Annotated in this window: 10 protein-coding genes; 4 read left to right on the top strand and 6 right to left on the bottom strand. The window is 68.6% G+C overall.

What is annotated here, in order from left to right; all coding sequences use genetic code 11:
- Positions 1–7 precede the first annotated feature (7 nt).
- Positions 8–2,302: an ATP-dependent zinc metalloprotease FtsH gene (ftsH, locus tag ASE48_RS29785; protein WP_057170816.1), complete on the bottom strand. Its 2,295-nt coding sequence runs from the start codon at positions 2,300–2,302 to the stop codon at positions 8–10.
- 146 nt (positions 2,303–2,448) lie between these two features.
- Here ftsH and ASE48_RS29780 point away from each other — a divergent pair, with 146 nt between their 5' ends.
- From ASE48_RS29780 to ASE48_RS29765, 4 genes are read left to right on the top strand one after another with little or no spacing between them, the layout of a single operon-like run.
- The gene (locus ASE48_RS29780) at positions 2,449–3,390 is read left to right on the top strand and encodes an alpha/beta fold hydrolase (protein ID WP_200962301.1); all 942 of its coding nucleotides are present in this window, start codon (positions 2,449–2,451) and stop codon (positions 3,388–3,390) included.
- Positions 3,387–4,565, top strand: coding sequence for an LLM class flavin-dependent oxidoreductase (locus tag ASE48_RS29775; protein ID WP_057170814.1), 1,179 nt, complete (start codon positions 3,387–3,389; stop codon positions 4,563–4,565). The genes ASE48_RS29780 and ASE48_RS29775 overlap by 4 nt, the downstream gene beginning before the upstream one ends.
- A complete protein-coding gene (locus tag ASE48_RS29770; protein WP_057170813.1) occupies positions 4,565–5,581 on the top strand; it encodes a zinc-binding dehydrogenase in 1,017 nt (338 codons plus the stop codon). Before ASE48_RS29775 ends, ASE48_RS29770 begins: the two co-directional genes overlap by 1 nt.
- 17 nt (positions 5,582–5,598) lie before the next feature.
- The gene (locus ASE48_RS29765; RefSeq protein WP_057170812.1) at positions 5,599–6,339 is read left to right on the top strand and encodes an SIMPL domain-containing protein; all 741 of its coding nucleotides are present in this window, start codon (positions 5,599–5,601) and stop codon (positions 6,337–6,339) included.
- A gap of 106 nt (positions 6,340–6,445) precedes the next feature.
- Here the strand turns inward: ASE48_RS29765 and ASE48_RS29760 are convergent, their stop codons facing one another.
- From ASE48_RS29760 to dacB, 5 genes are all read right to left on the bottom strand, one after another.
- Positions 6,446–7,756, bottom strand: coding sequence for an HNH endonuclease signature motif containing protein (locus ASE48_RS29760; RefSeq protein ID WP_057170811.1), 1,311 nt, complete (start codon positions 7,754–7,756; stop codon positions 6,446–6,448).
- 293 nt (positions 7,757–8,049) lie between these two features.
- Entirely contained in the window at positions 8,050–8,625 is a 576-nt protein-coding gene (gene hpt, locus ASE48_RS29755) for a hypoxanthine phosphoribosyltransferase (RefSeq protein WP_057170810.1), read from the bottom strand.
- A 13-nt stretch (positions 8,626–8,638) separates the two neighbouring features.
- Complete coding sequence (gene tilS / locus ASE48_RS29750) at positions 8,639–9,595, bottom strand: tRNA lysidine(34) synthetase TilS (protein ID WP_057170809.1); 957 nt, start codon at positions 9,593–9,595, stop codon at positions 8,639–8,641.
- Positions 9,574–10,668: a zinc-dependent metalloprotease gene (locus ASE48_RS29745; RefSeq protein ID WP_057170948.1), complete on the bottom strand. Its 1,095-nt coding sequence runs from the start codon at positions 10,666–10,668 to the stop codon at positions 9,574–9,576. The genes tilS and ASE48_RS29745 overlap by 22 nt, the downstream gene beginning before the upstream one ends.
- A complete protein-coding gene (gene dacB, locus ASE48_RS29740) occupies positions 10,665–12,041 on the bottom strand; it encodes a D-alanyl-D-alanine carboxypeptidase/D-alanyl-D-alanine endopeptidase (protein ID WP_057170808.1) in 1,377 nt (458 codons plus the stop codon). The genes ASE48_RS29745 and dacB overlap by 4 nt, the downstream gene beginning before the upstream one ends.
- Between the last annotated feature and the right edge of the window lie 54 nt (positions 12,042–12,095).

Below are 12,095 nucleotides of genomic sequence, written 5' to 3'. Positions count from 1 at the left end.
GTTCTGTTCAGCCATGGGTCCGTGGTGCGTCCGGGCCCTGCTGCTCGTTGCCGGGCGCATGCGGGGGTGGCGCGTACTGCGGTGGGTACGGCGGTGGAGGCGGTCCGGGCTGATGCTGCGGCTGCTGGTGCTGCGGCGGGTACCAGCCCTGCGGCGGGGGCGGCGGCTGCTGGCCGGCGCCGGGGCGCGGCGGCCAGCCCGGTGCGTGCCAGCCGGCCGGCGCGCCGTAATCCGGCTGCGCCTGACCGTGGCCCTGACCGTTCGGGGGTGCGCCGTTGGCGCCCGAGCCGTTGGTGCCGTTCTGTCCGGCCGCTTCGGCGGCCTTGCTGGCCTCGACGATGGCGGTCTTGTAGGCGGGCTCTTTCACCGGGGGCGGCCACGGCTCGCCGCGCTCGATCGCGATCTCACCGGGGGTCTTGATCGGCGGCTTGTCCGACGGGATCCGGCCACCGAAATCATTGAAGATGGTGATCCGGGGACGCTTCTTCACCCCGTCGAAGATGGCCTTGAGCTCCTTGCGGTGCAGGGTCTCCTTCTCCAGCAGCTCGCCGGCCAGGATGTCGAGCACATCGCGGTACTCGGTGAGGATCTCCCACGCCTCGGTGTGCGCGGCCTCGATCAGCTTGCGCACCTCGTCGTCGATGATCTGCGCGACCTCGTGGCTGTAATCGGCCTGGGTGCCCATGGAGCGGCCCAGGAAGGGGTCACCGTGTTCGGTGCCGTAGCGGACCGCGCCGAGCTTGGCGCTCATGCCGTATTCGGTGACCATGGCGCGGGCGATCTTGGTGGCCTGCTCGATATCGGAGACCGCACCGGTGGTGGGCTCGCGGAACACCAGTTCCTCGGCGGCCCGTCCGCCCATCGCGAACACCAGCCGCGCGACCATCTCGGAGCGGGTCATCAGGCCCTTGTCATCCTCGGGAACCGCGACGGCGTGGCCGCCGGTACGACCGCGGGCCAGGATGGTGACCTTGTAGATCGGCTCGATATCGGGCATCGCCCAGGCCGCCAGGGTGTGGCCGCCCTCGTGGTAGGCGGTGATCTTCTTCTCGTGCTCGCTGATGATGCGGCTCTTGCGGCGCGGACCACCGACGACTCGGTCGACGGCCTCTTCCAGCGCGGCGCCGGTGATGACGGTGCCGTTCTCGCGGGCGGTCAGCAGCGCCGCCTCGTTGATGACGTTGGCCAGGTCGGCACCGGACATGCCGACCGTGCGCTTGGCCAGGCCGTCCAGATCGGCGTCACCGGCGATGGGCTTGCCCGCCGAGTGCACCTTGAGCACGGCGCGGCGGCCGGCCAGGTCCGGGTTGGACACCGGGATCTGACGGTCGAAGCGGCCGGGACGCAGCAGCGCCGGGTCCAGGATGTCGGGACGGTTGGTGGCCGCGATCAGGATGACGCCCTGGCGCTCACCGAAACCGTCCATCTCGACGAGCAGCTGGTTCAGCGTCTGCTCACGCTCGTCGTGGCCACCGCCCAGACCGGCGCCACGCTGACGCCCGACGGCGTCGATCTCGTCGACGAAGATGATGCAGGGGCTGTTCTGCTTGGCCTGTTCGAACAGGTCACGCACCCGTGAGGCGCCGACGCCGACGAACATCTCGACGAAGTCCGAACCTGAAATCGTGAAAAACGGAACCCCGGCCTCCCCGGCCACGGCGCGGGCCAGCAGCGTCTTACCGGTTCCGGGCGGCCCGAACAGCAGCACGCCCTTGGGGATCTTGGCGCCGAGCGCCTGATAGCGGCTCGGGTTCTGCAGGAAGTCCTTGATTTCGTAGAGCTCTTCGACCGCTTCGTCCGCGCCGGCCACATCGGCGAAAGTGGTCTTGGGCATGTCCTTGGACAGCTGCTTGGCCTTGGATTTGCCGAAGCCGAAGCCCATCCGGCCGCCGGACTGCATGCGGGAGAACATCACGAACAGGCCGACCAGCAGCAGCAGCGGCAACATGTAGATGAGCAGGGTGCCGAGCACGCTGCCCTGGTTGACCACCGTGTTGATCTTGGCGTTCTTGGCGCTCAACGCGTCGAACAGCTGCACCCCGACACCGGTCGGGTACTTGGTGAGGATCTTGTCGCTGTTCTCGGTGTCGCCGTTGCCCGACTTCAGCTCGAGCCGGAGCTGCTGCTCACGGTCGTCGATCTGAGCGCTCTTGACGTTGTCCGCGTTGATCTGAGCCATCGCCACCGAGGTGTCGACCGGCTTGAATCCGCGGGTGTCGTCGCTGAAGTAGAAGAAGGACCAACCCAGCAGCAGCACGACGGCTATCGCCGACAGCGTGCGGATGACGTTTTTACGGTTCATCGATATCTCCGGCCTGCACGGGTGCGGCCGGCCCGGTCCTTCCGATAAGCGCAGTTGGAAAACTCAAGGCTACCGCTTGACCAACGATCAGAAGTTCCCCGCCCGACTTGCTCGCCCACGCAGACCCCGTGTGCTTGGCTGAGATCGTGATCACACCAACCACCCGGTTAGTAGATACCAATGGCGTGACGTTGCGGGTGACCGAGGCCGGTGAGCCCGGTAATCCGGTCGTCGTGCTCGCCCACGGCTTCCCCGAACTGGCCCATTCATGGCGCCACCAGATTCCCGCGCTGGCCGCGGCCGGGTACCACGTCATCGCCCCCGATCAGCGCGGATACGGCGGGTCCTCGCGACCCGAGGCGATCGAGGATTACAACATCGCCGAGCTGACCGCCGATATCGCCGGACTGCTCGATGATGTCGGCGCGCAACGCGCCGTGCTCGTCGGGCACGACTGGGGTTCCCCGGTGGCCACGAACTTCCCGCTCTACCACCCCGACCGGGCGAGCGCGGTGGTGGCGCTGAGCGTCCCGCCGATCCCGCGGGCCTCGGCGCCGCCCACGCAGATCTGGCGGAAGATCTTCGGTGACAAATTCTTCTACATCCTGTATTTCCAGGAGCCCGGGGTGGCCGACGCGGCGCTGAACGCGGATGTACGTGCCTCCCTGCAGCGGATGGTGGCGCTGGAGGGTTTCGGCGGGCCCATCGACGAGATGGCCGACCAGCCGCTGCCGCCGCTGCCGGACTGGCTGAGCACCGCGGAGTTCGACGAGTACGTGCGGGCGTTCGAGGTGACCGGCTTCACCGGACCGCTGAATTGGTATCGCAACTTCGACCGCAACTGGGAGCTGACCGATCCGGCGGCCGGCGGGCTGACCGCGCACACCATCACCGTCCCGCTGCTGTTCCTCGCCGGCAGCGCCGACCCGGTGCTGGGATTCACCCCGCGTGACCGGGTCACCGAGGTGGCCACCGGCGGATACCGCGAAGTGCTGCTCGACGGTGCCGGGCACTGGTTGCAGCAGGAGCGGCCCGACGAGGTCAATGCGGCCTTGCTGGAGTTCCTCGGCGAATTGGACCTGACGTGAACGCGCCGCTGGACTTCGGTGTCTTCATCACCCCGTTCCATCCGACCGGTCAGTCCCCCACCCTCGCGCTGCAGTACGACATGGACCGGGTGGAGGCGTTGGACCGGCTGGGCTACGACGAAGCCTGGTTCGGCGAGCACCATTCCGGTGGTTACGAACTCATCGCCTGCCCGGAGGTATTCATCGCCGCGGCCGCCGAACGCACCCGGCACATCAGGTTCGGCACCGGCGTGGTGTCGCTGCCCTATCACCACCCGCTGATGGTCGCCGACCGTTGGGTGCTGCTCGATCACCTGACCAGGGGACGGGTCATGTTCGGCACCGGACCGGGAGCGCTGCCCTCGGATGCCTACATGATGGGCATCGATCCCGTCGACCAGCGCCGGATGATGCAGGAGTCACTGGAGGCCATCCTGGCCCTGTTCCGGGCGGGGCCCGAGGAACGGATCGACCGCCAGACCGACTGGTTCACCCTGCGTGACGCCGCGCTGCACATCCGCCCCTACACCTGGCCGTACCCCGAAATATCGACCGCAGCAATGGTTTCGCCGTCCGGGCCGCGACTGGCCGGCCAGCTCGGCACGTCACTGCTGTCGCTGTCGATGTCGGTGCCCGGTGGGGTCGCTGCCGTGGAGACCACCTGGGACATGGTGACCGAGCAGGCGCAGAAGTCCGAACGCGAGGCCCCCGACCGCAAGGACTGGCGGGTGCTGGGCATCGTGCACGTCGCCGACACCAAGGAGCAGGCCATCGAGGACTGCACCTACGGGCTGCAAGATTTCGCGAACTACTTCGGTGCGGCCGGGTTCGTGCCGTTGTCCAACTCCGCGGACGGAGGTCAGGGCGATGCCCGGCAGTTCGTCGAAGACTATGCGGCCAAAGGCAATTGCTGTATCGGCACGACCGAGGAGGCGATCGCCTACATCCAGGACCTGCTGGACCGCTCCGGCGGTTTCGGCACGTTCCTGCTGCTCGGTCACGACTGGGCGTCACCGGCGGCCACCTACCACTCCTATGAGCTGTTCGCCCGGGAGGTCATCCCGCACTTCAAGGGACAGCTGACCGCACCGCGCGCCTCCCACGATTGGGCCAAGGGCATGCGGGACCAACTGCTCGGGCGCGCCGGGCAGGCCATCGTCAACGCCATCACCGAGCATGCCGGGGACAAGCCCTGATGCGCTCGGCGGTGTTGCGCGACGGCGCCATGGTGGTGCGCGATGACGTGCCCGAACCCGTGCCAGGCCCCGGCCAGGTGCTGGTGGCGGTGAAGGCATGCGGAATCTGCGGATCCGACCTGCATTTCGCCGCGCACGGCGATCAGATGCTGGCCGCGGGCGCGGAGATGGAAGGCATGCCGGACACCATGTCCGGTATCGACCTGTCCGCCGACATCTACATGGGGCACGAATTCAGCGCCGAGGTCCTGGAGGCCGGACCCGGCACCGACGCGCCGGCCCCCGGCACTCTGGTGACCTCGGTCCCGGTGCTGCTGACGCCGACCGGGCTCGACATGATCGTGTACAGCAACACCACCGTCGGCGGTTACGCCGAGCGCATGTTGCTCTCCGCACCGCTGCTGCTGCCGGTGCCCAACGGCCTGGACGCCCGCCACGCCGCCCTGACCGAGCCGATGGCGGTCGGCCTGCACGCCGTCAACACCTCGAAGATCGAACGCGGTGAACCCGCCCTGGTCATCGGGTGCGGCCCGATCGGCATCGCGATCATCGCCGCCCTGAAGTACCGCGGGGTGGAAACCATTGTGGCAGCCGACTTCTCCTCCACTCGGCGCGCACTCGCCGAGACTGTGGGTGCCCACGTGACCGTCGACCCGGCACAGGGTTCGCCGTTCCACCAGAGCACACCGGTGGTGGTGTTCGAAGCGGTCGGCGCCCCGGGCGTGATCGACGACGTGCTGCGCCGCGCACCGGCAGGCGCCAGGGTGGTGGTCGCCGGTGTGTGCATGCAGCCCGACACCGTGCACCCGTTCTTCGCCAGCGCCAAACAGCTCAGCCTGCACTTCGTATTCGGCTACGACCCATCCGAATTCGCCGAATCGCTGCGTGCCATCGCCGAGGGTGACATCGACGTCGCCCCGCTGATCACCGGCGAGGTCGATCTGGACGGGGTGGCGGATGCGTTCGCCGATCTGGGCGATCCGGACCGGCATTGCAAGATCGTCGTGACGCCCTGACGCGCTATGGTTCGAACATGCCACTCGCGCGACGATTGCCGGCCCGTGTCTGTCTCGCTCTCGCCGGGGCGGTGCTCGCCGTCGGGGTCAGCGCCTGTGACGCACAATCGGGTCCCGCGCCCGTCGGTGACCCGTCCGCCGCGGCCGCCCGCCAGGTCACCGTGGTCGGATCCGGTGAGGTGCAGGGCACCCCGGACACGCTGACCGTCTCGGCGGCAATGGAAGCCATCGCCGCCGATGTCACGGGCGCGCTCAACCAGACCAGCCAGCGGCAGCAGGCCGTCCTGGATGCGCTGACCGGCGCGGGCATCGAGCAGAAGGACATCAGCACCACGCAGGTGTCGCTGCAACCGCAGTACAACTCCGATGGCACCAGCATCGCCTCCTACCGGGCGAGCAATGCCATCGACGTGAAGATCCGCGACGCCGACCGTGCGTCGGACATCCTGGCTCTGATCGTCACCACCGGCGGGGACAACACCCGGATCAACTCGGTGAACTATTCGATCGCCGATGACTCCGCACTGGTGCGCGATGCGCGCACCCGCGCCTTCGAGGATGCCAAGGACCGCGCCCAGCAGTACGCCGAACTGTCCGGGCTGAACCTTGGAGACGTCATCTCGATCTCGGAGGCCGACGGAACCACACCGCCGCCGCCGGTCCCGATGCCACGCTCTGCAATGGCCGAGTCGGTGCCGCTGGCACCCGGCGAGCAGACCGTGGGCTTCTCGGTGACGGTCATCTGGGAACTGACCTAGCGCCCTGATTCGCTAGCTGGTTCGCAGCAGTCGGGTTGGCCACCAACGCAATCGGCGCTGCGGCCGGTTTCTCTGTGTAGTTGTCAAGCTGCCATGAGCGTTCGGTTTATGCGGCGGTGGGCAGGGTGGTCATGGTGCGTCGGGCGTGGGATCGCAGGTGTGCCGGTTTGGGCCCGGCGGGGTCATGCGGTGGGATGAACCAGGGATGGCGGTCGGCGCCGAGGTAGACCTGCCAGCCGCCGTGGTGGATCGCGGTGTGGTGCAGCCGGCAGAGCAGCACACCGTTGTCGATGCTGGTGGCGCCCCCGGAGGCCCATGGAGTGATGTGGTGGGCGTCGCACCAGGACACGGGTCTGCCGCAGCCGGGGTGCGCGCAGCCACCATCGCGCACCGCCAACCCTTTACGAATCAGAGGTGTGAATAGCCGTTCGGCGCGGCCGACGTCCAACGGCGCGCCCGCGGCGTCGACGGTTACCGCGGTCAGGGTGCTGTCGCACGCAATCAGGTCCGCGGTGCGGGCGCTGATAGGCCCGCCGAACCCGAGAACATCCACGGACCTAGCTGCGGCAGGCCGGATCAAGGTGACGTGGGGAAGCACACCACCGCTCATCGGGCGCTGCGAGCTCGACAGGTAGGTGCGCATGATCTGCCCGAACGCATCGGCGCGACGGCGGCCGGCCGGGCGGGGGTCCGGCGACCCGTCGGGCAGCGGGACGGGCCGGCACAACGGATCCAGCGCGGCCAACAGTTCCTCTGCCGTGAGCGCGACGAGATCGAGGCTGGCCGCGACCCGCCTGTCGTCGGTCTGCACCACGGTCATCTCGTTGAGGTCGGCGTTCTCCACGACCGGCACCGCGCCGTCGTCGCGAGGCTGCGTTGCGGCTTTGAAGATGGCGATCTCGCGGGCCTTCTTATCGACACCAGAGGGCGTGGTCTGAATCATCAACGACGTGACGACGCCCGCCCGGTCATCCTCGGACAACGCGACCCTGCCCGATACCTGCGCGACTCCTTTGCCGATGGCGTCGGCGAACTCGATACCGATCCCACCGAGGCGCTGGGCCCGGGTCAACGCCGGCAGGGTGTGCGCCGCGCGCCCTACCCGTGCCGCGCGGTACGCGGCACCGGGAGCCATGCCGCAGCTGATGAGCAGGTCGCTGCCAGAGCTCAGGTGCCGCCGCGCCGGGATCCCGGCCCGCTCCGCGGCCGCCACCGCCTGGGCGATCACATGATCGGCCAGGTTGCGTGTCACCACCGCGGCGGCCAGCACCGCCAGCAGCGGTTGCTCATCGAGCACCCGCCGCGGAGAGTCCAACAGATCAAACAACCGGCGATCAGCATCGTCATCGGGCGGCGGCGCAACAGCAAGATCATCGATGAGCGCATCAATGAACGTATTGAGATGGGTGGCGTCCATAGGGATAACGACTTTCACAGAAGGTGCCCAACGGGGCACGATCAGTCACAACGGTCCACACAGCCCCACAGGGGCCGTCGAACCTCGCGGCGACCGGAGTCGCGGTCTGCAGCTCACCGAGTCGCGCTGGGAGCTACGTCGCATTCGAACTTGTGTTCGATTCTACGCGGCCCAAAGACCCCGCGCAAGGTGTTGATCTAGAGCACGGCAACGCTCGGAAGTCGTTCTACGCGTTACCCACATACACACAGACGGACGCATCCCGCGAGGAAAGCGTCATCTCTGCAGAACCTCTAACGGTTCTCGTAGACCTTGGGCTCCAGCGTGCCTATATAGGGCAGATCGCGGTAGCGCTCGGCGTAGTCCAGCCCGTAGCCCACCACGAACTCGTTGGGGATGTCGAAGCCGACGTACTCGATCTCCACATCGGCGCGCACGGCGTCAGGCTTGCGCAGCAACGTGCATACCTTCAGCGACCGCGGACGCCGCGTCGCGAGGTTGCGCAGCAGCCAGGACAGGGTGAGCCCGGAATCGACGATGTCCTCGACGATCAGCACATCGCGGTCGTTGATATCGCGATCCAGGTCCTTGAGGATGCGCACCACACCCGAAGATGATGTCGAGGATCCGTACGAGCTGACCGCCATGAACTCCAACTGGGTGGGCACCGGGATGGCCCGGGCCAGGTCCGTGACGAACAGGACCGCGCCCTTGAGAACAGTGATCAGCAGCAGGTCCTGATCGGGCCCGCCGTCGCGGAAATCCGCGGCGATCAGTTCTGCCAGTTCGGCGGTCTTGGCCTTGATCTGGTCTTCGGACAGCAAGACCGACTTGATATCGCCCGGATACAACTCCGCAGTCACCGTCACAGCGTAGCCGGGATCAGGCGACCGGCTGACCGTAGAGCACCAGAGCGCCGTTCCGGCGGCCCGCGAACAGACGCTCCCGGGTCAATCCGCTCGGCACCGCGACCCCGCCCTGACCCCGCCACGCCGTGACCAGAAGGTCGACGGAACGGATCTGGGCGTCGGTGAGATCGCAGGCTCCCCCGGCCAGCAGCCAGCTCCGGATGACACGGCGCCGGACGGCGGCGGACAGGCCGTCCAGGTCGGCGATCGGCAGGGCGCCCGCCCCGATCCCGATCTCGGCGGCCGCGGCATCCAGCGCCTCGGTGTCCTCGCGCAGCGCTGCGGCGGTGCGGGCCAGCGCCTCGGCCACCCCACCGCCGAGCACCTGCTCCAGCAGCGGGAGCACCTCGGTGCGCAGCCGGACCCGGGTGAAACGCGGGTCGCTGTTGTGCGGATCCTGCCAGGGCGTCAGACCCAGTTCGGAGCACGCCGCCACCGTCGTAGCCCGGCGCACCCCGAGCAGCGGACGGCACCAGGGCGCGTCGTGGGCCCGCATCCCGGCCAGCGACCGGGCGCCCGACCCCCTGCCCAGGCCCAGCAACACCGTCTCGGCCTGATCGTCGAGGGTGTGCGCCAACAGCACCGGCGCACCGTCCCGGGCGGTCTGCAGTGCCGCGTAGCGGGCCGTTCTCGCCGCCGCCTCCGGTCCCCCCGCGGATCCGACCTCGACCCGGAGAATCTGTGCGTCAACGCATCCGAGCGCGATGGCCTGTGCGTGGGCCTGTTCGGCGACGGCGACCGAGTCGGCCTGCAGGCCGTGATCCACGATCAACGCCGTGGTGGGCCGCAACCGGGCGGCGACCGCCGTCAGTGCCAGCGAGTCCGCACCGCCGGAGAGCCCCACACACCAGCGCTCATCGTCGCCGAGACGGGCCTTGGCGAACGCCGCGACCACCGCGCGCAGCTGCGCTACAGGACCCGATCGATCCATCGCTGCGGTTCTTCGATCTCATCGGGCCTGGGCAGGGTGCCGGCGTCGGTCCAGATGACGTTGAAGCGGTCCATTCCGACCCGCGCCACCACCTCGTCGACGAACACCTTGCCCCGGGTGTACTGGTTGAGCTTGGCGTCGAAACCCAGCAGGGTGCGGATGATGCGTTGCAGCGGTGGCTGTTTGCGTTGCCGCCGTTCGTCGAAACGGCGGCGGATGGTCGCCACCGTCGGCACCACGGCGGGCCCGACGGCGTCCATAACGTGCTCGGCATGCCCCTCCAGCAGGGTGCCCAGCACCAGCAGCCGGTCCAGCGCCTCGCGCTGCGGCTCGGCTTGCACGGCGCGCAACAAGCCGAGCACGCCCGCCGAATTCACGTCGACCGGCTTACCGCCGCGCTGGGCGCGGACATGGGCGCTGAGCCTGCCGATGACATCGCCGACCTGCTCGCCGCCGTCATTGGTCAGCACGGCCAGCGAGGACGACATGTGTTCGGCCAGCCAGGGATTCGCCCGGAACTGCACCCGGTGGGTGACCTCGTGCAGGCATACCCAGAGCCGGAAGTCGGCGGGCTTGACCCGCAGTTGCCGTTCGACCGCAATGACATTCGGGTAGACCAGCAGCAGCTCCCCGCGTGACTGACTCCCCGGGTCGCTTCGCTCCTGCCCGCCGTCGCCGCCGAAGGGGTCGTACTGCCCCAGGATCCCCGACGAGATGAACGCCAGCACGGCACCGGTCTGAGCGCCGGTCACCTTGGCCGTCAGCGCACCGCCGGGCCCCTTCGACGTCTGCTCCGCAGCGCCGGTCATCACCCGCATCGACTGCGTCGCCGCGCGCACCCACATCTTGCGGTCGATCACCCGGGCCTCGGGGACCTCGGCACCCTCGTTGAGGTGAGTCACCTCGCGCACCGGTAATTCGGCGGAACGGGCCGACTCGTAGAGCTGCGCGATCGCCTGATCGCGGGTGTAATCGGTGGTCGCCGGGCCGGGCCTGCTCAGCTTGGCACCGATATCGGCGGCGAAGGTCCAGTCGACCGCACCGCCCACCGAGCTGCCTCCCCGGTCGCTCATCCGCCGCACCCGCAGGACCGCAATTTGGCGGCCAGTGCATCCAGCGACGTGCGTCCCGTGGGCCCGGCGTTGTTCGAGATCAACGCAAAGGTCAGCACCCGGCCGCTGGAATCGGTGACGATGCCGGCCAACGAGTTGGTGCCGGTGAGCGAGCCGGTCTTGGCGCGCAGCCAGCCCGCCGACTCCCGGCCCTCATCGGTGTCCAGGTACCGGTTGGACAGGGTGCCGCTGCCGCCGGCGATGGGCAACAGGTCCACCAGCGGGCGCAGCTGCGGCTGATCCGCACCGACCGCGGCGGCGATGACACCGTCCAGGGTCAGCGCGGTGAGCCGGTTGTCCACCGACAGCCCGCTGGAGTCCAGCAGGGTGGCGTTGGCGGTGTCCACGCCGGCGCCGCGCAACTGGCCGAGCACCGCCTGCACCGCCCCGTCGAAACTCTGCGGACGGTTCAGCGCGGCGGCCACCTCGCGGCCGATCGACTCGGCCATCACGTTGTCGGACTCGTTCATCATTTGGCGCAGCCGCTCGATGAGCGGGGGCGAGTGCACCTCGGCGAGTTCCTCGGCGTCCGACGAGATCGATGTCACGGTGACGGTGGCCGGGTCCACACCGAGTGCGGTGGCCAGCGCGCGACCGGCGTCCAGGCCCGGTGTCCGGGACCGTCGCGATTCCGGCGAGACCGGCTGGGTTCGACCGCCGTCGAGCATCACCGATTCGATCGGGGCGATATCGCCGCCGTCGATGTCCAGCGGATCCCACCCCGGCGCCATCGTCGGCCCGCTGTATTCACCGAGGTCGACCTGCACGGCGGTGACGCGGGTGCCGTTCTCCCGGACCTGCCCGGCCAGGTCGCTGATCCGGGCAGCGCCTTTGTACCAGGTGCGCTTGTCGGCGGCGACGGCCGACAGCGTCGGGTCCCCGCCGCCGTGCAGCACCACCACACCGGGCCGGTCACCGGCGACCACCCGGGTGGTCAGCGTCGCGTCACGGTCCAGGGTCAGCAGGGCGGCTGCGGTGGTGAGCACCTTGTTCGTCGACGCAGGCTGCATGGGGATGCGCTCGCCCTGCTCCCACAATTCGGTGCCGTCGTCGGCGTCGGTGATCCGGCCGGTCAGCATGCCCAGGTTCGGGTCGGCCAGCGCCGCGGCCAGTGTGGCGGCGAGGCCCTTCGGGGTCGGTTCGGTGGTGGCCTCGCCGAGCGGGCGGACTCCCGGCGCGGCCGCCACGGCGGCGGGTTGTTCGGGCAGCGCCTTGTTCGCCGAGGTACGGGTGGATGTGACCACCGCGGCAACCCCGACCACGGCAGCCACCAGCACGAGTACCACCAGGCCGATCACCAGGTGGGTGGATCGGCGCCATCTCCCGGGCCGCATAACGTGCAGCGTATCGCTCCTCTAATGTGGACCCGCCAGACCAAGCCAGCCGAA

The organism is Mycobacterium sp. Root265 (assembly GCF_001428895.1).
In the GTDB taxonomy this organism is placed as follows: Bacteria; Actinomycetota; Actinomycetes; order Mycobacteriales; family Mycobacteriaceae; genus Mycobacterium.
This window is presented reverse-complemented; position numbering and strand designations above follow the sequence as displayed.